This is a genomic window from Paenibacillus sp. HJGM_3, assembly GCF_045062745.1.
Classification (GTDB): domain Bacteria; phylum Bacillota; class Bacilli; order Paenibacillales; family NBRC-103111; genus Paenibacillus_AA.
This window is the reverse complement of the sequence record NZ_JBJGED010000028.1, coordinates 59,779-82,888: the sequence shown is the minus strand read 5'-3', so window position 1 is coordinate 82,888 and position 23,110 is coordinate 59,779. Positions and strand designations below refer to the sequence as shown.

Sequence of the window (23,110 nt, the reverse complement as noted above, 5' to 3'; positions counted from 1 at the left end):
CCCTACTTCGTCAGCCATACCCGCATGAGGGAGTAGAGCTGCTCCAGATTCAGCGGCTTGCTGATATAATCCGAAGCGCCCGCGGCCAGGCATTGCTCCCTCGCGTTCTTCATCGCCTTGGCCGTCAGGGCGATGATCGGCAGCTCCTTCAGCTCCAGCTCCTTACGGATCGCCTGCATCGCTTCGTAGCCGTCCATCACCGGCATCATAATATCCATGAGCACGAGATCCCAGTTCTGCGACTCCCGCAGCTTATCCAAGGCTTGCCTGCCGTTTTCCGCCACTTCCACCGTCACCTGCTTGCTCTCCAGCGCCGTGACCAAGGCGAAGACGTTGCGCGCGTCATCGTCGACGAGCAGCACCCGCTTCCCGGCGAACAAAGCGACGTCGGCTTGCCCGGTCGCCTCGTCGACAATGGAGCCCGCCGTGCCGTTCTCGCTGAGCGGCACAGCCGAAGGCTTGAACGGCGGGTCGGCTTCCGTCGGACCGACCGCCTCCGCCGTGGCGGCCACCTCTCGGTGCGGTCCCGGCGCAGGCTCCCCGGTCTTGAATTCCGGCAAGATCAGCGTGAACGTGCTGCCTTCCCCAGGGCTGCTCTCGACCGTGATGCAGCCGCCGAGCAGCCGGCTGAACTCCCGGCAGATCGAGAGGCCGAGGCCCGTGCCGCCGTATTGGCGATTCGTCGTCCCGTCGGCCTGCTGGAACGCTTCGAAGATGAGCTTCTGCTTGTCCGCCGGAATGCCGATCCCGGTGTCCGAGATGGAGAACGCGACGACGAGCTCGTCCGGCTGAACCGGCAGCAGATGCTGCACGCGAGCCGCCTCGATGCGCTCCACCCGGAACGATACGGAGCCGTGATCCGTAAATTTGAAGGCATTGGACAACAAATTCTTGAGCACCTGCTGCAGGCGCTGCCCGTCCGTCAGCATCAAGTCCGGCACATTCGGATCGGACTCCACCTGGAACGACAGACCTTTCTGCTGCGCGATCGGTTCGAAAACAAGCTTCAGCAGCTGCGGCAGCTCCGTCAGATTGACCTCGTCCACCATGATGTCGATCTTGCCGGCCTCAACCTTGGACAAGTCCAGAATGTCGTCGATCAGGGCCAGCAGATCCTTGCCTGCGGTATAGATGACGCGGGAATAGTCCTCTTCTTCGTTCGACAGCCGGCCTTCTTCGTTCTCCGCGAGCAGCTGCGACAAGATCAGAATGCTGTTGAGCGGCGTCCGCAGCTCATGCGACATGTTCGCGAGGAAGTCGGACTTGTACTGCGAGCTCCGCTCCAGCTGAACCGAGTATTCCTCCAGCTCCTCCTTCGCCCTCTTCAGCTCGGCCGCCTTCTGCTCGACGTAATGATTGTGCTCTTCCAGGAACTCGTTGCTTTGGCGAAGCTGCTCCTGCTGCATCTGCAGCTCCTCCGACTGCGCCTGGAGCTCTTCGGACTGCGCCTGCAGCTCCTCGGTCAGCATCTGCGACTCGTTCAGGAGCCGCTCGATCTCCACCCGGCTGCGCACGCTGTTCAGCATCGCGCCGAGCGGGTCCAGCAGCTGCTTCAGCAACGACACATGCCGGGGTTCGAACTCATCGAACGAAGCGAACTCCAGCACCGCCTCGACATGTCCCTCGAACACGATCGGGGCGATCAGAATGCTGCGCGGGGCCGCCTGTCCGAGTCCCGAGGAGACGCGGATGTACGTCTCCGGCACGTCCTGCAGCAGGAGAACCTGCTTGTCCAATGCGCATTGTCCGACCAGCCCCTCGCCCGGCTTGAAGCTGATTCGGGCGGGATCCCCCTCGGAACCGGCGTAAGCCCCCATCTTCGTCAAAAGCGGCTGACCGCTCTGTTCCTTATTCAGATAGAGGACGCCATAACCCGCGCCGAGCAGGGGAGCGAGCTTCCCGACGATCGCTTCGGACAGATCCGTCAGATGATGAATGCCCTGGAACTGGGTCGCCACCTCTGCGATGTTCGTCTGCACCCAATTCTCTTCCCCCAAATTATCCAGCAGCCTGTTGGTGGCATCGGCCAGCTCTTGGATTTCGTCTCTAGTGCGAACCTCGACGCGTTCGGTCATGTCGGCCTTGGACGACGCAATGTGCTGGATCGCCCGGATCACCTGCCGGATCGTCCGGACAATGACGCCGGAGATGAAGAGGGCGACCGCGAGAGAGACGACCGATATGAGGGACAAAAGGACGAACAAGACGATCGTCAAATTCCGGTAATCGTCCTTTAAGCCTTCCGCCCGCGCTTCGGTCAGCTTGGATTCCGTACCACGTATCGTGTCGAAGGAAGCCCGGATCTGATCGATAATGGGCTTGCCCGGATCCTGCTTGAACCATTCAAGCAGCTCAGCCGACCGGTTCTCCCGCTTCAGCCGGATCGACACTTCACCCGAAGTTTGAATCCAGTTGTCGAGAAGCGGCTTCACCGTTTCCAGAGTCGCCTGCTGGCTAGGATTGTCCGCTAGCAGCCCGTGCAGCTGCATATACGCGTTCATCCAGATTTGCGATCCCTCTTTATACGGGTCCAGATATCGCTCGTCCCCCGTAATGATGAACCCGCGCTGGCCGGTCTCCATGTCCAGGACTACCTTCTCCATCCGGTTGATCAGATTGTGGACCTGCAGGTCATGGTCGGTAATGTAATCGATCGCTTCCTGCCTGGACCCGATCCGGTCCACGACGATCAGAATCGTTACGCCGAGACAGAGGATAACAAAAATGTACCCAAGCATCATTTTCGCCCGGATACTGAAGTGCCAACGCTTGCCCATAACACCCTCCTTAATAACACCCCACAAACGTGGGCCTTCGTAGCTTATTCCAGGGCAGAGCCCCTTTGCGGGGACCCCGGGGATTTAAATCCCTTCTCTGTATCTATAAACGAACGAAAAACGGGCATGATGCCCGTTGCCCGCTAAATCGGCTCCTCTTGCAGCTGGAGAATATATTGTTCTCGCGTTATCGTCCCGTCTCTCATGATGCCGATATGAATCTCCTTCTTATTCGGTTTGATGAAGCAATCGTTTTTCAGATAATAGCCGTTTTCTTTCGCAAGCGCATACATCCAATGGAATCGTTCGGCTGCATCGAGAGCTTGTCTCTCATCATCGAAGCGGTCCAGAATGTTGCCGCGACTCAAGGGATTCACAATGGATCGAATGCTCACATGATACGTATCGTCCTCGTCCCTGCACACGAGCATCTCGCCATCCTTGAAGCTGATCCGGTGCCTGATGTCCATTGAACTCACCGCCTTTACTAAGGATACGATTATATAAACCGAATCCGGGGGACTTGAAACACGCCCCTTACGGGAGTTGGTCGGCCAGCAAGTCCTTCAGCTTCGCGATCGCGCGCTTCTGGATGCGGGAGACGCTCATCTGCGAGACGCCCAGCTCGCCGGCGATATAACGCTGCGAATGCCCTTCATTGTAGGCCAGCAGCAGCACTCGCTGCTCCTCAGGCTTTAAGTGCTCCATCGCTTCCTCCAGATCGAGACGATGCTCCAGCGCGTCATACTCGTCGCCCTGGACGGCAATGAGATCTCCGATTGTGGCACTGTCGCCTTCTTGGGACAGCGGGGTGTCAAGCGACGTGTAATGGTAATGCTCGCGGCCGGCGAGAATCTCGATGGTCTCCTCCTCGGACAATTCCAAGTGCGCGGCGATCTCGTCGATCCTCGGGGACCGCTCCAGTTGGACGGTCAGCTCGTCAATCGTTTTTTGCACGAGTAAGCCCTTCTCCTTGACGCGCCGCGGCACTTGAATGTACCAGGACTTGTCCCGCAAATAATTTTTCAGATGGCCGATCAGGCACTTCATCGCATAAGCTTCGAACGGAATGCCCAAGGAGGCGTCGAATTGCTTGAACAGGCGCAGCATGGACATTTCGCCGACCTGGAACAGATCCTCATACAGATCGGGACGGCTGCGAGACATTTTCCCCGCCGCCATCCGCACGATCGGCTCGTAATGCAGCAGCAGCGCCGTCGCCGCCTCCTTGCAGTCCGTCTCTTGGTACGCTTGCATGTGAGCGATCATTTCATGCTCGGATTGTGAAGATGCATTGGAAGTCATGCCATCTCCTCTTTTCTGCTGAAATGCTTCGTCAGGATCACTTCCGTACCGCGTTCGGTATTCACTTGCACATCGTCCATCAGCGCCTGCATCATGAACAGCCCGAGTCCGCCCACCTTCGCTTCGCGCAGAGGCTGATCGTGGAGGGGAACGACCCGGAGTGCAGCATGCTCGTAATCGAAGCTAACGCCCTCGTCCTTCACGTGAATGACGATGCGTCCATCCTCCAGCTCGAACTTCAGCTCCACAAGCCCCGCATTCCGGCCTTCATAAGCGTGAAGAATCGCATTGTTGCACGCTTCCGCGACCGCTACCTTCATGTCCTCAATGTCTTCGAACGAAAAGCCGGCCTTTACGGCGATGCCATATAACGTCAGCCGGACAATATCCAGGTAGGCGGCTTGGGCGGGAATCGATAAGGATACACATGAATTCGTCATGACGATCGCCCCGCCCCTTCATCGGCTGTGGACGCCGGTTCCTGCGGCAAATGCCGGGAGATGCCCGTTAAGTCGAACAACCGCTTGATTTTCGGCGGAACGTTCCGGACGGCGAAGGGCGCCTGCAGGGCCGCCCGCGATTTCAGAATCGAGACGATGATGCCGATGCCGGTAGAGTCGATGTACTGCAGCTGCCGCAGGTCGAAGACGAACGCCCGATCGGTCTGGGCGATGAGCGGCTGCAGCTCTTCCACGAGGTCGGTCGCTACGGACAAATCCAGCTCTCCGGCGAGCGACACGATGTAAGCCGACTCCGTCCGTTGTTTAGTCACGTTAAAGGTATGAATGGCGTTCAACATAGGTTCCCCCTTCAAGATTCGTCACTTGATCTGGTCTAGTGTTCTCGGATTGAACTTGAACGGCTATTTCATCGCGGCCGTATGCCGGTCCTTGCGTTGCCGGAAGCTGTTCCACAGGTCGATCGCGACGGGAATGCCGCTCATGACCTTCTGCACCTTGCCCGGGGCGGCCGTTAGCGCTCGGCGGCGTCCGTCCTGGATGACGGTAGCGACGCTCGAAGCCGATTCCTTGACCGTTCGGGTCAATTCATGAATCATCGTGCCTACATCGTTCACGGAACGGAACAGCGGCTCGAGATCCTGGAGCTTCGTCCGGACGTCCACCGCCATTTGATTCGTATTGTGCAGCACATCCTTGACCTCGGTGCTCACTTGCGCCAGTTCGCCCTTCATGCCGGCCATCGTCTCGCGGATCTCGTCGAGCGAGCCCCGGAGCGACTTCAGCGTCTGGACCAAATAATACACGAGGACGCCGAAGGCCAGCGCCACGATAATCAAACTGATCTGCCATAGCATATCGAATCCCTCCCACCCGGTTGCTACCGTATGATTACCCCGCGGTCGCGATTTTGAAACGCCTTTGTCCCAAAAATACAGAGCGTAAAAAAAAACGGACCCAGCGGCAATTGATTAACCGTGCACCCGTGGAGACCCATTCGTTTTATATTTAACCAGCTTCACAATCGTTCCGTGATCGTTCTCCACTGTGACTTCATCCATCAACGCCTGCATCAAATATAGGCCGAGCCCCCCCTCCCGGAGCTCCTGCGGCCGTTCGGCCCGAATCGGGGCGGCCTGCTCGAGCGCCGGCAGCGGATTGAAGCTGAGCCCGCTGTCCTTCACCACGATCGTGAACTGCGAATCCTCCGGCTCGAAGCTAATGTCTATGACACCGGCCTCATGAACCGGATAAGCATGCAGGACCGCGTTGTTGCACGCTTCCGCGACCGCGACCTTCATGTCCTCGATCTCTTCGTAGGAAAATCCCGACTTCGATGCTAACCCGTAGAGGCAGAGTCGGACGACATCGACGTAGCCCGCATCTGCCGGAATGACCAACCGTACGCTATTCATGCTGTTGCCTTACGCCCTTTCTGTTAAAAATGCGGAAATTCCGGTCAAATCGAGCAGCTTCTTGATCCCCGCCGGAATATGCCTCACGCGGAACGGTCCGCGATTCTCGTCTCGAATCTTCACGACGGACACGAGGATGCCGATTCCCGTGCTGTCGATATATGTCAACTCCCCGAAGTCGAGGATCAGCGTCTTGTCCGCCTGATGGACGACAGGGTCAAGAGCGGTGCGAAGCTCCGCGGCGGCAGAGAGATCGAGTTCCCCGGCTAACCGGACCAAATTCGCCTCTTCTGTCTGCTGGATGTCGATACGGAATTTGCCTAGCGTCATACTCTCCACTCCCAACCATTCGTTATATGATTCAGTGTATCAAACATGCCCGGCAATGTACACGCCACGGCGCATCAGGAGCTCGTCCGGTGAAAATAATCGATCGAGGTCAGCTGCTGCGTCTCGCTGCTCACGAACAGCTTAAGCGCCGCTTGCTGCCGCTTGAACACGAGCCCGTCCTCCGCGACGAAATCCGGCTTGCCGAGCTCGTCCACTACAGCTTCCAGCGTGATCGGAATCGGGCTGCCGTCGATGTCGATCGTCCCCGCCTCCGGCAGCACCCGGACGAAATCCACCATACCCATGCTGAAGCCGACGTCGATGCCGGGATACCGGTACACTTCGCACTGCGCGGTGTAAGGATCGGGCTGGATCGCCTCCGGCTCGCCCAGCACTTCAACGACCGCCTCCTGATTATCCTGGAGCGAGATGCCTTCCACCATCTGCAGGTGATAATACGGCTTCGCAGCCTTCGGCTCCGACGGAACGGTATGGTCCAAGTGAACGACGGCTAGTGCCGGCTCCGAGAAGTGAGGCAGCGGAGGCTCCGACGGCTTCGACGCTTCCTCCCACGTATAGCCGGCCCAGAGCAGGGAGCCTCCGAGGAGCAGGCTGATGAGACTGATCCTCTTCATAACACCAACCTCCTCTCCAAGCTCGCGAGCCGCGTGTGCAGCGGCACGATGTACGGGACGGCCGAGATGAGATACGCCTCGTCATCCTGCGTCGTCACCTCGTATTTGTAGGGGCCTCTCGTTTCGCTAATCGGGATGAACAGCGTCCAAGTCCCGTCTTGCTCGGTCATGCGATGGCGCCTTCCGTCCCAGCCGTTGAAAGGGCCAACGACGCTAACATGCTTGGCATTCGGCTGCCAGATCGTAAACGCGACCCCGGCCTTCTCCCCCTGATTGGGAAACAAATTCCGGATATACTTCGCAAGGGACGGGTGCGCATGGCGTAAAGTTGCATTTGCGGATGCAGTCGTCATTGTGCTATCCCCTTTCCGTGTTCCCTGATGTGTCTATATCGCTTAATACACCTCCCCGGCCCGATTGAATCAAAAAAAACGCGAGTTTTTATCCGAGGTCGAATAAAAATCGCGTTTTTAACCAAACCCGACGAGACTGTCGATTCATTTGGCGTGGAAAGTGAAAAAGAGAACCCTGGCGAGTTTTGGCTTGAACCTCCAACCACTAGTTCTATTTTCAATCAACAAGATGTTAGTCTAATGGTGCCCCCGCAAAGTACTCGGAATAGTCTTCAGAGAATCTGCTTCACTTTGTGGGGCTTACTAAAGGGTCCCTTTTCACTTGGAACGCCCGTGAATTAACAGTCTCTATATAGTAGCAATCATGACCAGGCACATATCGTCCTCCTGTGCGGCCTGCTGGGAGGAAGGCGCGAGCCGGGCCCTGAGCGCCTGCAGATCGTCGTCCGGATGCTCGCGGAAATGCTCCATGAGCAAGGCCGCCCCTTCCTCCTGATCGTCGCCGAGCCACTCCAACACCCCGTCGGTGAACAGCATCACCTTGGCCTCCTGCTCGTACCGGAGCATCCCCTTCCGAATGTCGAGCCGGTCGAAGAACCCGATCGCGCTGCATCCCTCGGTCAAGGTCGTATACTCCCCATCACGATACAGCAGCCCGGGGGGATGGCCCGCGTTCACATACTCGATCGTCTTGAGGTCCGTGTCCAGCACGAGATAGATGGCGGTAAAGTAATAATTAATCAGTTCGTCCGACATATGCAGGTGGTTCATCCGCCGGTTCAGCTCGCGCATGACGTCCTCGGGATCGGTCAGGCGCGTGATCGTGTCCTGCAAAGCGGAATAGATGTACATGCAGACTAGGGAGGACGAAATGCCGTGTCCCATCATATCGAGCAGGATGACGCCATAACGATTCGGGCCGATGCGGTGCCAGGCGTAGAAATCGCCTGCTAGCTCGGAGGAGGGCTCATAGATCGCCTCGATCGCGACATTCTCGTCCCGGATCGGCTCGCTCAGCACGCTCCGCTGCACTTGCTTGGCCAGATCGAGCTCGTACTTGATCCGCTTGTCCCGCTCCTTGTGCCAATCCTTCTCCTGCTTCAGCCGAAAGGCGGACCGGATCCGCGCGAGCAGCTCCACGCGATTGATCGGCTTCATCACATAGTCGATCGCGCCGGCGTCGAGCGCCTCGGCGAGCTTGTTGGAATCGCCCATCGCGGTTACGAAGATGATCGGGATATCGCGCAGCCGCTCATGCGCCTGAATGCGCCGGCACGCTTCCAAGCCGTCGATCTCCGGCATCATCATATCCATCAGGATCATTTTGAAAGGCATGTCCGTCGAGTCCGCGGCGGCGATATTCAGAATTTCGAACAGCTCCATGGCGGAGGACGCCAAGATGAGGTTTTGATACCCTTCTTTGCGCAAAATTTTCTCAATGATCAACAGGTTCGTAGGGTTGTCATCCACTATGATTATGCTCATGCATCTTGTCCCCCTTGGTGGGCTCGTCGGTCTCTCCACTCACTTGTAGTTATACCACAATGTTTCAAATCGGGGAAATCGGGTTACTCACTGAGTATGGATGATATCCACAAAAAACTGCTGATAGAGGAGAGGATTACGAATGGCAACCGAAACAAGAAGAAGCGGATTCATGCTGGGTGTGTTGATTGGAGGAGCCGTTGGCGCTGTGTCTTCCTTGCTGCTCGCTCCCAAGACGGGGGCCCGGATGCGGGAGGATCTCTCGAACCGATATCGTTCTGCCATGGATAAAACTCGGGAATGGGCGTCGGCCGCCACGGACAAGACGAAGGACATGGCGAACCGCGTAGCGAACCGGGCGAGCGATCTGATGGACCAGGCCGAAGAAGGCAAGCAGCAAATGAGGGATACGATGCATACGGCCAAAGATGCCATGCAGGATCGAACGCGGGATATGGAGGGGGACCGGCTCGATTCCGGAACCTCGAGGGAGGCCGACCGTCCGGCGTCGCGGCCGAACTGAAGCCGCCCACATGCCGGACCGACAGGAGGGATAGGAGTGGACAAAGACACGGTCTATCGGAAGCTGGCGGAGCTCGGCTTGGAACGGATCGAATATTCCGAGCGGGCGATGTACAAGCTGAATCTCGTCGATGAAGCGACGCAGGCGACCTATCCGCTAATCCTGACTACGCACACCTGCGATCAAGGAGACACGATCGTGAAATTCGAGGAAGTCGATTTCGGATACGGGGATGCGATTCCTCGAAGTGTCCGGAAGGCTGCGCTGGACAAACTGTTCGAGCTCGAGCAGCTGTTCTTCTCGGATACCCGGAGGAAGGGGCTGGAGGGCGTCCAGAGCGGCACGATGGCCCCGAACGAGCAGGAGATGCGCAAGCTCGGCAACGAGATGAAGCGTATGAAGACGAATACGGAGCTGATGGACGAGGACATCGTCCCCGATCCGATCCAGTATTAAGAACGTGCGAGTGCAGGGCCAGCCTTGAGCGACAGGGCTGGTCCTTTTGCCGTCCTGCCGGATGAGGAGAAGGATGAATAATTTACATCCCGTCTCGGCTTTCTGTGCTACAATGAAGCACAAGAACGTCACGCCAGTACAGAGGAGTGAACCCGCATGCGTTTCGATTATCATACGCACCATACCCGCTGCGGCCATGCGACGGGAGACATTCGCGATTATATCGAGGCCGCGATCGAACGCGGCCTGACGTATATCGGCATCTCCGACCATTCGCCCTTCTTCGGCGAAGAGGCCGACCAGTTCCGGCCGGGGATCGCCATGGCGAAGAGCGAATTCCCGAACTATGTGAGGGAGGTGCTGCGGCTTAAGGAGGAATACCGCGGCCGGATCACCGTGCTGCTGGGAGTCGAGTCGGACTTTTTCCCGGAGCATGCGGAGATTTACCGTGAGGTGTATGCCGCTTATCCGCTCGATTACATCATCGGCTCCGTGCATGTCTCGGGGGGACGGAGCATCTTCGACCGTACCCGCTGGGAGGGCATCGACGACGCCGGCCTGCTGCGGGATAAGGAAGCGCACTTCCGGCTCGTAGCCGAATCGGCCCGCAGCGGCATGTTCGATATCCTCGGCCATATCGACGCGATCAAGGGATACCGGCCGGATATCAGCGAAGTGCGGACGTCCGTCGTCGACGAGACGCTCCGGACGATCGCCGAGCACGATGTCGCGATCGAGATCAACACGTCCGGCAAGGGGAAATCGTGCGGCGGCTGGTATCCGTCGTTCGAGATTCTCGAGCGCGCCTGCCACTTCGGCGTCAAGCCGACGTTCGGCTCGGATTCGCACACGCCGGAGCGGGTCGCCGATGAGTTCGACGAAGTGCGGGACGTGCTGAAGCGGATCGGCTTCAAGGAATGGGCCGTCTTCGAGCAGCGGCAACGGAAGATGGTCGCGCTGTAGCGCTCTGCTAGCTCTTTAAGCCAAAACCTCCGTCTCGGTTGGAACCGAGATGGAGGTTTTGTGCTGCAGAGCGCCTATTGCCCGAGCCCGATCAGGCGGGACTGGCCCCAGGGCGCGATCTTCACGCGGACGATCGTATCGCGCGCCGCTTCCTCCAGCTCTTGGCCCGTGCCCTCCGGCACGTAGAAGCGCTCCAGCCCGTATTGCACCGTAATCGCCCGGTCCCAGCTGTAATTCACCCGTCCCTTCAGCACCGCCTCATCCCCGCTCACGGCGGGCTTGTCACCGTAGGCTCCGGTTGGCCGGTATACGCCGCCCGTGTCCGGCTTCAGCACCACATAAATCGACTCGCCCCGCTTCGGCTGCTCCGCGTCCTTCCACAAGCTGGGGTCCAGCTGGCTAATCTCGTAGCTTAGCGTTACGTAATCGCCGTACAGCAGGTCGCGGGGATCGACCGGCTTCGTTTGCAGCCGGATTTCTTCGCCCCACCAGTCCGTTGCGTAATATGAACCCGCCAAGCCGAGCAGGAACAAGATTTGACAAAGCACCAAGACCAGAAGCAGACGGGAACGGGACCCGAACCTCGAGCGAGCGGCAGTTGCCGTTGATTTCCCTTGAGCATCTGTCATCGGTCATCCCTCCTTCGTGTCTTCTAACACTTGCTTCTTCCGCCGATTCAGGAGCCAGCTGAGGGTGAGCAGCATTCCGCCGCCGATGAGGAAGAAGAGCGATTTGTCCATAAATCCCCATGTCAGCTTCGTATAGGCGACCATCGTGGTGAACAGGAAGAGCAGCGTGCCGATATTGATCTTCATCCGCCATTCCTCCGCATAGCCGCGCCACAGCACGTACAGGGAGAACAGGAAGAGCGCGATCAGGAGGGTCACCTCGACCGCTGAACCCGGCAAGTAGGCGAGCGGCAGGAACAGCAGCCACTCGAGGGCGCTTCCTTCCCGTTTGCGCCGCCACTTGCCGTAAGCCGACACCGCGAGGAGGACGAGCAGGATGGGGAAGTACACGCTCGCGGACGGCAAGAGATGGTCGTCCATCCAGGCGGCCTCGGAGTCGAGCCGGGCGAAGAGCACGAGGAACAATCCCATCAGGTAAGCTCCGGTGAGCGGCGCCGACTGCACCGCCGAGAGCTGGCTGCGGTCCCGCAGCCAATCCCCCGCGCTGTACATCGCCATGGCGATCAGGTAGAACCAGAGCAGCTTCCCGTCCTCGACCGCCAGCAGCACGATCGCATGCAGGAGAATGCTGAGCCCGAGCAGCCATGTGAGCAGCGAGTTCGCCCAGCGGTAGGCGTACCACCCCAGCCCCACTACGGTCAGCATCAACGCGATCCAGTTGAAATCGTGAAACGACGATGCGCTATAGAGCTGCGCGATGTTCAAGATAAGCAAGCTGATGAGGAACAAGTACCGGCTGCGGTACAAATACGTGGTCAATATCCCGGCCGTTCCCCAGACGAGGAACGACTTGACGTCGTAGGCGACCATGTGGAACATTTGCCCGACCAGCACGATGCCTCCGCCGAACGCAATAAGCCCGATGCCGATCAGCGCGATGCCCAGCTTCTCGTGTCCCCGCTTCAGCAGCCGGTCGCCCGCCGCGTAGAAGCCGCTCATCACCGCCAGGATGATTACGAGCCGCAGCATTTGCGAGATGTCCTGCCAGTTCGCGGCGATGAAGCTCAGAATACCCAGCCCCACTAACACGCTGCCCAGGATCGGGAGGATCCCTACCGCATGCTTCTTGTCATCGTACAAGCTTAAGATTTGATTGTATTGCTCCTTCGTGACGATTTGCCGCTCCACCCAACGCGCGCCTTCGTGCTCCAGCCATTTTTTAGACACGACCCATCCCCCTCCTGATTCCGTCTTGCCATCGATCCTTATATTGCTACCTATTGCTACCTATTGCTGCCCGTTGCGGTTGCATCCCTATCCGGGCTGGACTATACTAATTTCAATTGTTAACGTCGTTCTATATTCACATCTTTAATCTTTCCCCGATCAAAGGAGAACTGAATCTATGTCATCCGAATCGACGAAGCCCTCCTCTTCCCCCGTGAAGCGGCGCGTCCTGATCCTGACCGCCGTCGCCGCCGAACGTGAAGCGGTGCTGCGCGGGCTCGCGGGCGATCCGCGCTTCGACGTGCTCGAAGCCGGCGTCGGCCCGGCCAGCGCCGCGGCCCGCACGGCGTTCGCGCTAGCTACGGCCGCATACGGCTGCGTCGTGAGCGCCGGCATCGGCGGCGGCTTCGCCGGCCGCGCCGAGATCGGCTCGCTCGCCGTCGCGGACGCGATCGTCGCGGCCGATCTCGGCGCCGAGACGCCGGACGGCTTCGCGAGCGTCGACGCGCTCGGCTTCGGCTCGGCGAGCGCGCCGGTCGACGCCGCGCTCGCCGAGCGCCTCGCGGCCGCGCTGCGCGCCGCCGGCCTGCCGGCGGCCAGCGGCCCCGTGGTCACCGTGTCTACGGTGACCGGGTCGGCCGCGTCCGCGGCGGCCGTAGCCGCGCGCGTGCCCGGCGCGATCGCCGAAGCCATGGAGGGCTTCGGCGTGGCGACGGCGGCGGCGATGCGCGGCGTGCCGTGCCTCGAGCTGCGCGCCATCTCGAATGCGGTCGGTCCGCGGAACCGGGCCGCGTGGCGCATTCCCGAGGCGCTTCGCGCGCTGGAGGCCGCCAGCGCGACCCTGAAGGAGGTGCTGTAAGTTATGGCGAACTTGGAAAAAGCAGAGAATGTTGGCAACCGCATTAACATCGCCTTCTCGCCTTGTCCGAACGACACATTCGTCTTTCATGCGCTTGTGCATGGACTCGTGCCCGATGCTCCTCCGTTCGAGGTGACTTATGCGGACATCGACATTACGAACCGGTTGGCCGCCGAGCGGTCCCCGGACCTGGACGTCCTGAAGATCTCCTATGCCGCCTTGCCCTGGGTGCTGGACGACTACGCCCTGCTGCCGTGCGGCGGCGCCTTGGGCCGCGGCTGCGGCCCGCTCGTCCTGACCGGCAGCGGTCAGGTCGGCGGCCCGGAAGGGGCGGCCGCCCTGTCCGGCCGGCGGGTGGCGGTGCCGAGCGAGCGCTCGACCGCCTACCTGCTGTTCCGCCTGTGGGCGGCACAGCACGTGCCCGGCGGCGTCGGCGAGATCGTGGTCCTGCCGTTCCACGAGATCATGCCCGCCGTCCGCGACGGGAAGATCGACGCCGGCCTCGTGATCCACGAGGCGCGGTTCACGTACCATCTCTATGGGCTCACCCTGCTCGCCGACCTCGGCAGCTGGTGGGAAGCCGATACCGGCCTGCCGATCCCGCTCGGCGCGATTATCGCCCGCCGCTCTCTGGACTTGGCGGCTCTGTCCGGCTGGATTCGCGCCTCCGTCGAGTACGCCTGGGCTCACCCGGACGCCTCCCTCGACTACGTGATGCGGCATGCGCAGGAGATGTCCCCCGATGTGGCGCAAGCGCACATCGCTTTGTACGTGAACGGCTTCTCCGCCGACCTCGGCGAGGAGGGCTATGCCGCCGTTCGCTCTCTGCTCGGCCGAGCCATGGAGGAGGGCCTCGTGCCCGCGTTCGATTTGAGTAAGTTGAAGTAGGGCAGGGCTCCCCCTACTGTTATTGTAGTGGACTGTGTGGCGGGGTAACAGTACTAACTTTGTCTGGTACCCCGGCATGCGTCCGCTGCTTTTTCCAACCGGTAACACGATTTTTCCGGCTTAATCCTGTTCTGGCCCAACTTCCGCGCTCCAAAGTAGATTTTTACTCTACAACCCCGCCGACAACCAACTTCCGCGCTCCAAAGTAATTTTTTTACTCTACAACCCCACCTCAGGCCTCCTTACCCTGCTCCCCCCCGCTCCTCCGACTCGGCCAAGAGGGCCACCGGCTTCGCCGAGCCCGTCACCGGAGCCGCGACCCACCGGTTCCGCACGAACGTGATCGCGAACGACAGCGTGCCGAGTACGAGCAGCGTAATGATTTTATAGATCGTCTCCTCCTCGCTCAGGTCCAGGAAGATCGCCTTGATCGCGACCGCGACCAGGACGAGGGAGCCGAAGCCCAGGAACAGCTTTTGCTTGTAGTACGAGCCCCACAGGAAGAGCAGCAGCGCGTACACGCCCCACACCGTCGACAACGTCAGCGACAGCACCGTGTAAGAGGAACCGACAGCATACTCTTCGAACGCATTCTCGATCTGTACTGTCAGCAGCCCGCCGACGATCAGGTGTGCAAGTAAAGCGTAGACGTTCGTCAGCAGCCGATCTACGTACATATCCTTCACACGGAAGCTCCGATACAGCGAGAAGTAAAAGCCGAGTCCGGCCAGCAGCGCCCAGGACACCGCCCCCCAGTTCAGGAAAGGGATGAAGACGCCGAACCATTCGCCCCGCGGGGTGTCCCATGTGACCACGTACCAATAAGCGCCGACGATCGCCCATACGCCCACGGCCGCCAGCTCAGCCCACCTCCATGCTGTCCTCCGCGAGGCTAACGCCAAGCCCCAAGCAATCAGCCCCCAGACGAGCGCATTCACGAGCGGCTTCGACTCTAGCCCATCACCCAGTTGTCCGGCCGCGATGAGCAGCAGAAGCGCACCGCCCAGCCCATGGCTGTAAGCGAAAGCCAGCGCCCCCGGTGCGACGCGGTACACGAGGAAGCCCGTCAGCCCATACACCGCGCCGATCATAGCCAGCAGCACGCCCATCGGGACATCGCCGTCGAGCAGATACAGGGCCCAGCAGCCAAACACGACCGCGTTGGTCAAGCTCAAGTACAAGTTCCAGCCGTCGAAGCAGCGGTTATGGCGCCAGGAAGCGAACAGGAAGCCGATCAGGTAGAAGAGGAAGGCCGCCGTCGCGTAGCGAACCGGCATCGTCCATACTCCCTCCGTCGGCGGGCCGTAATGCAGGAAGTACACGCCATACATCAACCAAGTGCCGATGAACGAGACACTTCGCAGCTCACTCCATTTTTTCACGATGCTGAGGAAAAAGTAGGCCGCGTTCAGCACCAGCAAGTACAGGAACAGCGTAAACACTTGGTCCGTCTCCGGCCGCATCAGGAGGGGGGACAAGAGCCCTCCGAGCAGACCGATATTCATCACGAGCCGGGAGTGGAAGCGGTAGCCCCAGCCCGAGAGCAGCAACGTAACCGCGGTCATGCTCAGCATCACGGTCATCGGCGTCCATAGGTCGAAGTAGATGCCGGCGAACGAGAACGTCGCATACAGGATCCCGGCGCCCAAGCCGATGACAATGTCGCCGATGGCGTTCAGCTTCTTCAGGGCGAGCGCCGCGCCGCCTAACGCCAACCCGATGCCGCACAGCAAGCCGGCTCCGATTTTGAGTTTGTCGGTCAACCACGATTGATCCAACGAATATCGAAAAAGTGTAATGAAAGCAGCCAAGATGAACAATACGCCCAGCATGGAAGTCCAGTGTTTCCTTAGCATCGGGATAATCATGCCTATTCCTCCTCATCTGCCCCTTAGAGCGGAGCAACTCGATGCCTTCATTTTAGGAAATTGGCGCAAAAAAAATAGTACCAACTTTACTTGGTACCTGGTCCCATGTCCTGGTTATTCTTTTCGGGCCGCTGTGCTATCCGTTTTCCCTTCCTCTGTCGTCCCGCTTTCCTCCCCTTCCCCGCTTCCGCCGATCAACCCCAGCTCCTTCACTTGCTTCGCCGCTTCCTTGGAGCTCCCGAGCTGCAGCTTCTTCAGCAAATAGTTGATCTGGTTCTTGATCGTCCGGAGGGAGACGAAGCGCTTGTCCGCGATCTGGGACTGCGAGTAGCCCCGATCGATCAGCTCGAGCAGCTGCAGCTCGGACGGCGTAATCTTGTCCCGCATGCGGCTCACCTCGAACTCGCGCTCGAGCCGCTTCAGCCGCCGGAACTCCTCGCGCATCCGCTCCGCGGCCGCCGGACTGATCGGCGACTGCTTGGCCGCCGCTTGCCGGATCGCCTCCGGCAGCGACTCGAAGTCCGCCTTGATCCGATAGTCGAGCGCCCCGGCTTGGAAGGAGCGGAGGATCAGGTCGCGCTCCTCCATCGAGGTCAGCATAATGACCCGGGCTCCGGTCGCGACGACGACGGCCTCGGCCAGGGCGATCCCCTCCGGCGAGCCGTGCAGCATGATGTCCATCAGCACGACGTCGGGGGCCGCCCCCGGCTCCGCCAGCTTGCGCCGCACTTCGGCCGGATCGCCGGAGGCGAAGTCCAGCCGGAGATCCGCCTCCGCACGCAGGCAGGCGGACAAGCCCCGCAGCCAATCCGCATCGTCCTCTACCAGCCATACCCGTATTGCCTCCACCCAATGATCCCTCCGCTTCCTTGCCCATTCTCCGATTTATCCCGCGTTATACGCGCCAGCACCCGTATTACCCGCGCCAGCATTCGCCTCTCCCGTATATTCCGCCTGCACGCTCCGCTTGGGGAACGTCATCATGACGCGCGTCCCTGCTCCCGGTTTGCTGCGGATGTAAAGCGAGCCTCCGTGCTTGCGCATAACCTGATAGGCGTAAGGCAGCCCGAGGCCGAAATTTGTCCCGCTCCCGGCCTTGGTCGTATAGAACGGATCGAGCGCCCGTCTCACCTGCGCCGCGTCCATGCCCGGGCCGTTGTCGATAATCTCAAGCGTCAGCTCCTTCTTGCCCTCGGTCCACACCGCCTCGATCGTCCCTCGTCCCCGCAGCGCCTCAATCGCATTGTCCACCACATTATGGATCGCCTCGGCCGTCTGAGCCTTATCGATCGTTATGTGCCAGCCCTCGGTGAGGTTCGTCTTCAGCTCGATGCCGTCCAGCTGAGGGGTGAACGAGTTCAACACCTCGCGGATCATCTCCGCCGAATCGATCTTCGCCGGGCGGAGCATTAAGTCCTCCGTCTTCCGGTGCACCCGGGCGATCATCTCCTGCATGTGCTGGGACGCCGCCAGCATGACGTCGATGTCCGCGAGCAGCTCTAGGTCGCCGCTCTGCACCGCCCGCTCTCGGATCTGCTGCCCGAACAGCCGGACCTTCGCCGCATCGTTCTTGATCGAATGGTTGAGCAGCACCGTCCCGTTCGTCACGGCGCGGAAGGCCGAATCGAGCCGCCGGCGGTCGACGAGCACACGCATGCCCATGAACCCGTAAGTCGACAGCCCCACGATAAAAAAGACCACCCCGGCCCCGACGAACCAAGTATTGTATACCCACATCCGCAGAAACCCGAGGCTTGGCAGCAAGTAGCTGAACACCATAGCGAACAGCGCCGGGGTCAGCACCGCCAGGCTGACGACCGAATACGTAGCGAGATAGGCGGGATGCTTGGGACGCTGGATGAGAATATTGACCGCGCCGAACAGCATGAGCGGCACCGCCCACCAGACGACGGCCCCGTACGTTATGGGGTAATCCTCATTGTAGAACGGGGTGAACAGCAGGAATCCGACCGCCGGCAGCAGGAACAGCACAGGCAGCAGGCGGCGCCACAGGACCGGCATGCGGATCGGCCGGTAGGTCATGGAAAACATGGCGAACGTGTACGGGACGCCGTAGTACGAGCTGAGCGAGGCGATAGCCTGCAGCCGGCTGAGCGCCCCCTCCCACTTCGCGTATCGCAGCGATTCCAGAGCCGCGGGCACGAACCGGGCGTCCAGCGTGGCCGCCAGCGCGCCGGCCCCTCCGCTCCATGTGAGCAGAGCGAGCCAGCGAATCGACGCCGAGCGGGGCTCGTTCACGATCAGGAACAACCCGACGCCCCACAGGGCGATCCAGACGAACAGCATGCGAGTCCTCCTCTAGGTTTCCCGGGAAATCACTCTAGATGAATTCGAGCCCCCGTTCCTTAAGAAACGGGGGCCGATCATTGTGCGTCTTAAGAACTGCCCATCTTGCGGCGCATCATATTAGGCTTGTTCGAATGCTGGCTCTTCATGGCGGGACCGCTGTTGTTCGGCTTCTGGTGGTTCGCCTGGCCGCCGGCCTGCGCCTTCTTCTTCTGTGCCAGCATTTCCTTGGCCGCATCCGCCAACGACTTCTTCTTAGGGCCTTGGTTCTCCGCCGGCACTTGGTTCTCTTCCGTCACTTGCAATCACCTCGCTTCCCCGCATAGCGGGACGACTTCTTACTTCAACTTTATCTCGAAATGGGGCGGAACACAAGTCCGATTGTTCGTTATAGGAATGGTTTCCGGGCCGTTCGAAGCCGATTGCAGGAGCGGGGCGGATTTGCGATAATGCAATCAAAGAGACTTCAAGCCCAGACATCAGCCTTCAATAAACAATCTTGACCCAAAGGAGCGTATCGAACCCCATGACCGCACCCACAACTTCCACCGTCTACGCCTACATAGGCTCCTACGCCGAAGCAGAGGACCCAAGTGTGTACGCCTGCGCCTTTGATGCCGAAACGGGACGGCTCACCTTGCTGCAGCAGACGAGCGGGCTGATCAATCCTACCTTCCTTGCGATCGATCCCGTGAGACGCACGCTGCTCGCCATCGCCGAGGATCGGGGCCCAGCCGGCGAACGGCTCGGAGCCGCCGTCGCCTATGCCATCGACGAGCGGACCGGCGAGCTGACCTTCCGCAACCGGCAAGCGACCGTAGCGGCCTCGACGTGCCATATCATGCTCGACCATTCGCGGCGGAGCTTCGCCGTGGCGAGCTACAGCGGCAGCCGGATCGGCCTGTCCCGCATGGAGGACGACGGCAGCGCCGGACCGGCGACCGACACGCATATGCACGAAGGCTCCGGGATCCGGCCGCAGCAGGATAAGCCCCACCCGCACTCCGTCTTCTTCGATCCGGCCAACCGGTTCGCGCTCGTGCCGGATCTCGGCATCGACCGGATCGTCGTCTACCGGCTCGATCTGGAGCAGCTGAAGCTCGTCCCCCACGGAGAGACTGCCGTCGCGGCCGGAGCCGGTCCCCGGCATTTCGTCTTCCACCCGACCGCGCCTTACGGGTACGTGATCAACGAGCTGAATTCTACGGTCACGGCGTTCGTTTATGACGGGGACCTGGGCCGGTTGACCGAGATCGAATCCGTGACGACGCTGCCTTCGGGCTACGAGGGGAACAACGCCACGGCCGACATCCACATCTCGCCGGACGGCCGCTTCCTCTACGGCTCGAACCGCGGTCACGACAGCATCGTCGTCTATGCCATCGATGCGGCGACCGGCCGGCTATCCCTGATCGAGCACGTCTCGTCCGGCGGCGGGCATCCCCGCAACTTCGGGCTGTCGCCGGACGGGCGCTTCCTGCTCGCGGCGAACCGCGACTCGGACAACGTCGTGACGTTCGCCCGGGACGCCGCCACCGGCAAGCTGCAGCCAACCGGCGACGAGCTCCGCGTCTCGAAGCCGGTGTGCGTCAAGTTTTTCAACGTGAACTAGCAAGATTAGCCCTGTTCCTCTTGGGAGGCGCAGGGCTGTTTCATTCGGCTATACGCCCGCTCTCGCAAGCATGATCATCAGCTTTTCCATGTTCAACACCTGAATAAGGCGGTTGCGGTTCTTCACGATGCTGCCCACCAAAGAATGAACCGCACTTTGCGCATCGGATTCGGTCTCGATCTCATGCTCGTACACCGACAGCACCTCCGCCACCTCGTCGATCGCAATCCCGATCCGGACGTCCCCGGCGTGGAGGATCAGCACTTTGGATGGAACCGCCGCCGTCTCGCTCCGGATCCCGAGCATGCGCCTGAGGTCATGGACCGGCAGCAGCCTCTCGCGCAAATTCATCACGCCGTCTACCGTAGCATCCGCTTCCGCCAGCTTCGTAATGTGCGGGGCATTGATCATCTCCTGTACATGCTCGATCCCGATCGCGTACCAGATCGCGTTCAACCGGAACGTCACCAGCTCCCGCTTCGGGGCCAGCTTGATCCGCTCCTCGCGTTCCCGGCTGCCGAATCGGGTGAGCGTCGCTGCGCCCGCTTGCTGGATGACGGAATTCACGTCGAGAATCAGGGCGACCAGGCCGTCCCCCAGGATGGTGGTCCCGGCAATATAGGGAACACGCCCGAGTATGTCGTCCAGCGACTTGATGACGATTTCCTGATTGGCGATTAATCGATCGACCATCAAGCAGACGCGCTTCTCCGCCATTCCTACCATCACGACGGACCTTTTGGCCGGATCCCCCGCTTCCCCCACCGTTTGTTTCGCCCCCAGCAGCTGCGTCAGCCGGACGAGCGGTACGATCTCCCCCCGAACCGTGCACACCTCTTGCCCGTGCAGCGATTGGATGTCCTGCTCCTGCAGGCGGAAGATCTCGATGACATTCACTAACGGGATCGCGATCGTGCGCTGCTCCGACTGAACGAGCAAGGAGCGGATAATGGCCAAAGTAAGCGGCAGCTTCAGCGTAAATACGGTACCGGTGCCGAGCTTCGTGTCGATTTCGATCAGTCCGTTCAGCTTCTCGATATGCGCCCGGACGATGTCCATCCCGACCCCGCGGCCCGATAGCTCCGTCACCTGCTCCGCCGTAGACATGCCGGAGTGGAAAATGAGCGAGATCAGCTGCTTGTCCGACATCTGACTCGCTTCTTCCTTCGTGATGAAGCCTTTGTCCATCGCCTTCTGCATGATGCGCGCGGGATCGATGCCGCGCCCGTCATCGGCGATCGTGATGACGATCGCATTCTCTTGATGGCTCGCCTTGATCGTAATGAGACCTCGGCGCGGCTTCCCGACCGCTTCCCGTTCATCCGGGAACTCCAGTCCGTGATCTGCGGCGTTGCGCAGAATGTGCAGCAGCGGATCGCTGAGCTCCTCGATCAATGTACGGTCGAGCTCCGTTTCCTTGCCTTCGATGTGCAGCGCAATTTCCTTGTTCGCCTGCCGGGCTAAGTCGCGAATGATCCGCGGCAGCCGGCTGAACAGGTTGTCGATCGGGATCATGCGGGTTTTCATCATCCCGTCCCTCATCTCGCCGACAACCCGGCTATGGTGATGAATAATGTCGTCAAGCGTCGTGATGTCGCCGTCTTGCCCGTACCGCTCGTTCAACCGCTTCTTGATCTCGAGCAGCCGGGTATGATCGATCAGCAGCTCGCCGACCAGGTTCAGTAAATGCTCGAGCCGCTTCACATCGACGCGAATGGTCTGGGTCTGAGAGACGACGCTCGGAGAGACCGTTTCCCGAACGGAAGCCATCTCCGCCTGCTCGACCTGCGCGTCTGCCAGAAGAGCCGGCGGGGAGGCTGCGGCCGATTCCGCCACGGCTGCGCCTATCGAAGCCGGCTGACCCTCAGCGGGCCATGCGAGCACTTGCACACGGGCGAGCTGCGAAATCTCGTTCACAGTGCCCTCGATCGCAGTCGGGGCGCTGGACGTTGCGAGGACGAACTCCAGCGAACTTTTCCACACGTCATCCTGATCTTCCGGCGGTCCGGCGGGGGAAGACAAGACGGGCGGAAGCGACACGAGGTTGCCCAGCTCCATCAGCTTCTGCATGACGAGCATCGCCCGGACCGCCTTCATTTCGCTGTCGGGCCCAAGGTCGATCCGAATCGCATAGAGCGGCTGGCCGTCCTCGCCAAGCGTCGAATGCGGGCCCGACGGACATTGTTCGTCGGACTGTTCGAGCAGGCGAATCAGGTGGTCGACAGGCTGTTCCTCATAAATGCCTTCCAGGAACAAATTCCGCTGCCGCTTAATGTAGTCCACGCATTGGAACAAGCCGTTCATCAGGCCGGAGCCGACCATCACCCGGTCTTGCCGAAGCCGGTCGAAGATGTTCTCGACGGTATGCATGAGCTCCTTCAAGCCGTTGAACCCCATCGCGGCCGAGGAGCCTTTGAGCGTATGGGCCGCCCGGAAGATGACCTGAATCGTCTCCGGTTCGCTGCCGCGCTCCTCGAGCTCCAGCAAGCTGCGGTCCAACAATTGCTGCTGTTCGTTCAGCTCGTCCAGGAACACGCCCATATAAGCGCTCAGATCCGAGTCATTCACAGGCTTTCACTCCTTTTCGAAAACAGCTCTTGCACATCCAGAATGCCGACATAGCGGTTGTCGACCCGCCCAATGGAGCTGAGGAGAGGACGATCCCGATCTCCGAACGACTCCGATCCCGGCTTAATCTCGGAGAACGAAACCACCTGGCATACTCGATCGACGCTAAGCCCTACCGTCTTGTGGCCCGCCTGCACAATGATGATCCTCGTCTCTTTCGTATCCGCTGCAGGATGTTGGTTGAACAAAGCCCGCAGGCTGAAAATCGGGATGATGCTGCCCCGCAAATTGATGACGCCCCGGATCGCCGGCATGGCGTTCGGAATATCGGTCATGGCCTGCAGCCGGATAATCTCCTGAATCGAGGAGATCGAGAACGCATATCGCTCGCTGCCCAGCTCGAATTCGATATAGAGAGAAGTGGAGGTAGTTGTCATCCAGGTACCCGCCCT

At 60.1% G+C, this 23,110-nt stretch carries 25 protein-coding genes; 6 read left to right on the top strand and 19 right to left on the bottom strand.

Going from position 1 to position 23,110, the window contains the following annotated elements:
- Window positions 1-2: 2 nt before the first annotated feature.
- The 11 genes from ACI5FR_RS26005 to ACI5FR_RS25955 form a co-directional block, all read right to left on the bottom strand.
- Window positions 3-2,777: a CHASE3 domain-containing protein gene (locus tag ACI5FR_RS26005; protein ID WP_405459873.1), complete on the bottom strand. Its 2,775-nt coding sequence runs from the start codon at window positions 2,775-2,777 to the stop codon at window positions 3-5.
- 143 nt (window positions 2,778-2,920) lie between these two features.
- Window positions 2,921-3,247 (bottom strand): hypothetical protein, encoded by a 327-nt coding sequence (locus ACI5FR_RS26000; RefSeq protein ID WP_405459871.1) that lies wholly within the window; start codon window positions 3,245-3,247, stop codon window positions 2,921-2,923.
- A 67-nt stretch (window positions 3,248-3,314) separates the two neighbouring features.
- Window positions 3,315-4,082 (bottom strand): sigma-70 family RNA polymerase sigma factor, encoded by a 768-nt coding sequence (locus ACI5FR_RS25995; RefSeq protein WP_405459868.1) that lies wholly within the window; start codon window positions 4,080-4,082, stop codon window positions 3,315-3,317.
- Complete coding sequence (rsbW, locus tag ACI5FR_RS25990; protein WP_405459866.1) at window positions 4,079-4,522, bottom strand: anti-sigma B factor RsbW; 444 nt, start codon at window positions 4,520-4,522, stop codon at window positions 4,079-4,081. Before rsbW (ACI5FR_RS25990) ends, ACI5FR_RS25995 begins: the two co-directional genes overlap by 4 nt.
- Window positions 4,519-4,881 (bottom strand): STAS domain-containing protein, encoded by a 363-nt coding sequence (locus ACI5FR_RS25985; protein ID WP_405459864.1) that lies wholly within the window; start codon window positions 4,879-4,881, stop codon window positions 4,519-4,521. The genes rsbW (ACI5FR_RS25990) and ACI5FR_RS25985 overlap by 4 nt, the downstream gene beginning before the upstream one ends.
- Before the next feature lie 63 nt (window positions 4,882-4,944).
- Window positions 4,945-5,397, bottom strand: a complete 453-nt coding sequence (locus ACI5FR_RS25980) for a DUF948 domain-containing protein (protein WP_405459862.1) — start codon at window positions 5,395-5,397, stop codon at window positions 4,945-4,947.
- 114 nt (window positions 5,398-5,511) lie between these two features.
- Window positions 5,512-5,955, bottom strand: coding sequence for an anti-sigma B factor RsbW (gene rsbW / locus ACI5FR_RS25975; RefSeq protein ID WP_405459860.1), 444 nt, complete (start codon window positions 5,953-5,955; stop codon window positions 5,512-5,514).
- 9 nt (window positions 5,956-5,964) lie between these two features.
- Window positions 5,965-6,285: an STAS domain-containing protein gene (locus ACI5FR_RS25970; protein ID WP_405459857.1), complete on the bottom strand. Its 321-nt coding sequence runs from the start codon at window positions 6,283-6,285 to the stop codon at window positions 5,965-5,967.
- Between the two features lie 74 nt (window positions 6,286-6,359).
- The gene (locus ACI5FR_RS25965; RefSeq protein ID WP_405459855.1) at window positions 6,360-6,920 is read right to left on the bottom strand and encodes a hypothetical protein; all 561 of its coding nucleotides are present in this window, start codon (window positions 6,918-6,920) and stop codon (window positions 6,360-6,362) included.
- Window positions 6,917-7,273, bottom strand: coding sequence for an early set domain-containing protein (locus tag ACI5FR_RS25960; protein WP_405459853.1), 357 nt, complete (start codon window positions 7,271-7,273; stop codon window positions 6,917-6,919). Before ACI5FR_RS25960 ends, ACI5FR_RS25965 begins: the two co-directional genes overlap by 4 nt.
- 348 nt (window positions 7,274-7,621) lie before the next feature.
- Window positions 7,622-8,758, bottom strand: a complete 1,137-nt coding sequence (locus tag ACI5FR_RS25955; protein WP_405459850.1) for a PP2C family protein-serine/threonine phosphatase — start codon at window positions 8,756-8,758, stop codon at window positions 7,622-7,624.
- Window positions 8,759-8,900: 142 nt separating this feature from the next.
- On the opposite strand from ACI5FR_RS25955, the gene ACI5FR_RS25950 reads away from it, so the two are divergent.
- From ACI5FR_RS25950 to ACI5FR_RS25940, 3 genes are all read left to right on the top strand, one after another.
- Window positions 8,901-9,281, top strand: coding sequence for a YtxH domain-containing protein (locus ACI5FR_RS25950; RefSeq protein WP_405459848.1), 381 nt, complete (start codon window positions 8,901-8,903; stop codon window positions 9,279-9,281).
- 36 nt (window positions 9,282-9,317) lie between these two features.
- Window positions 9,318-9,737 carry a hypothetical protein gene (locus ACI5FR_RS25945; protein WP_405459846.1) on the top strand — a complete coding sequence of 140 codons (420 nt, stop codon included), beginning with the start codon at window positions 9,318-9,320 and terminating at the stop codon, window positions 9,735-9,737.
- 156 nt (window positions 9,738-9,893) lie between these two features.
- Window positions 9,894-10,700 (top strand): histidinol-phosphatase, encoded by an 807-nt coding sequence (locus ACI5FR_RS25940; protein WP_405459844.1) that lies wholly within the window; start codon window positions 9,894-9,896, stop codon window positions 10,698-10,700.
- A 74-nt stretch (window positions 10,701-10,774) separates the two neighbouring features.
- Here ACI5FR_RS25940 and ACI5FR_RS25935 read toward each other — a convergent pair whose 3' ends face one another.
- The gene (locus ACI5FR_RS25935; protein WP_405459843.1) at window positions 10,775-11,329 is read right to left on the bottom strand and encodes a GDYXXLXY domain-containing protein; all 555 of its coding nucleotides are present in this window, start codon (window positions 11,327-11,329) and stop codon (window positions 10,775-10,777) included.
- Between the two features lie 3 nt (window positions 11,330-11,332).
- Window positions 11,333-12,556 (bottom strand): DUF2157 domain-containing protein, encoded by a 1,224-nt coding sequence (locus ACI5FR_RS25930; RefSeq protein ID WP_405459841.1) that lies wholly within the window; start codon window positions 12,554-12,556, stop codon window positions 11,333-11,335.
- Between the two features lie 178 nt (window positions 12,557-12,734).
- Here ACI5FR_RS25930 and ACI5FR_RS25925 point away from each other — a divergent pair, with 178 nt between their 5' ends.
- On the top strand, window positions 12,735-13,415 hold the full coding sequence (locus ACI5FR_RS25925; protein ID WP_405459839.1) for a futalosine hydrolase: 681 nt from the start codon (window positions 12,735-12,737) through the stop codon (window positions 13,413-13,415).
- Between the two features lie 42 nt (window positions 13,416-13,457).
- Window positions 13,458-14,303 (top strand): 1,4-dihydroxy-6-naphtoate synthase, encoded by an 846-nt coding sequence (locus tag ACI5FR_RS25920; protein WP_405459920.1) that lies wholly within the window; start codon window positions 13,458-13,460, stop codon window positions 14,301-14,303.
- A gap of 242 nt (window positions 14,304-14,545) precedes the next feature.
- Here ACI5FR_RS25920 and ACI5FR_RS25915 read toward each other — a convergent pair whose 3' ends face one another.
- From ACI5FR_RS25915 to ACI5FR_RS25900, 4 genes are all read right to left on the bottom strand, one after another.
- Window positions 14,546-16,171 (bottom strand): DUF2339 domain-containing protein, encoded by a 1,626-nt coding sequence (locus ACI5FR_RS25915; protein WP_405459837.1) that lies wholly within the window; start codon window positions 16,169-16,171, stop codon window positions 14,546-14,548.
- Between the two features lie 114 nt (window positions 16,172-16,285).
- Window positions 16,286-17,020 (bottom strand): response regulator transcription factor, encoded by a 735-nt coding sequence (locus ACI5FR_RS25910; RefSeq protein WP_405459834.1) that lies wholly within the window; start codon window positions 17,018-17,020, stop codon window positions 16,286-16,288.
- A gap of 36 nt (window positions 17,021-17,056) precedes the next feature.
- Window positions 17,057-18,478 carry an ATP-binding protein gene (locus tag ACI5FR_RS25905; protein ID WP_405459833.1) on the bottom strand — a complete coding sequence of 474 codons (1,422 nt, stop codon included), beginning with the start codon at window positions 18,476-18,478 and terminating at the stop codon, window positions 17,057-17,059.
- Window positions 18,479-18,567: 89 nt separating this feature from the next.
- Complete coding sequence (locus ACI5FR_RS25900) at window positions 18,568-18,783, bottom strand: hypothetical protein (RefSeq protein WP_405459830.1); 216 nt, start codon at window positions 18,781-18,783, stop codon at window positions 18,568-18,570.
- Window positions 18,784-19,004: 221 nt separating this feature from the next.
- On the opposite strand from ACI5FR_RS25900, the gene ACI5FR_RS25895 reads away from it, so the two are divergent.
- Complete coding sequence (locus tag ACI5FR_RS25895) at window positions 19,005-20,090, top strand: lactonase family protein (RefSeq protein ID WP_405459829.1); 1,086 nt, start codon at window positions 19,005-19,007, stop codon at window positions 20,088-20,090.
- 48 nt (window positions 20,091-20,138) lie between these two features.
- On the opposite strand, the gene ACI5FR_RS25890 is transcribed toward ACI5FR_RS25895, so the two are convergent.
- Complete coding sequence (locus tag ACI5FR_RS25890) at window positions 20,139-22,658, bottom strand: chemotaxis protein CheW (RefSeq protein ID WP_405459827.1); 2,520 nt, start codon at window positions 22,656-22,658, stop codon at window positions 20,139-20,141.
- Window positions 22,655-23,095, bottom strand: coding sequence for a chemotaxis protein CheW (locus tag ACI5FR_RS25885; protein ID WP_405459825.1), 441 nt, complete (start codon window positions 23,093-23,095; stop codon window positions 22,655-22,657). Before ACI5FR_RS25885 ends, ACI5FR_RS25890 begins: the two co-directional genes overlap by 4 nt.
- Window positions 23,096-23,110: the final 15 nt, after the last annotated feature.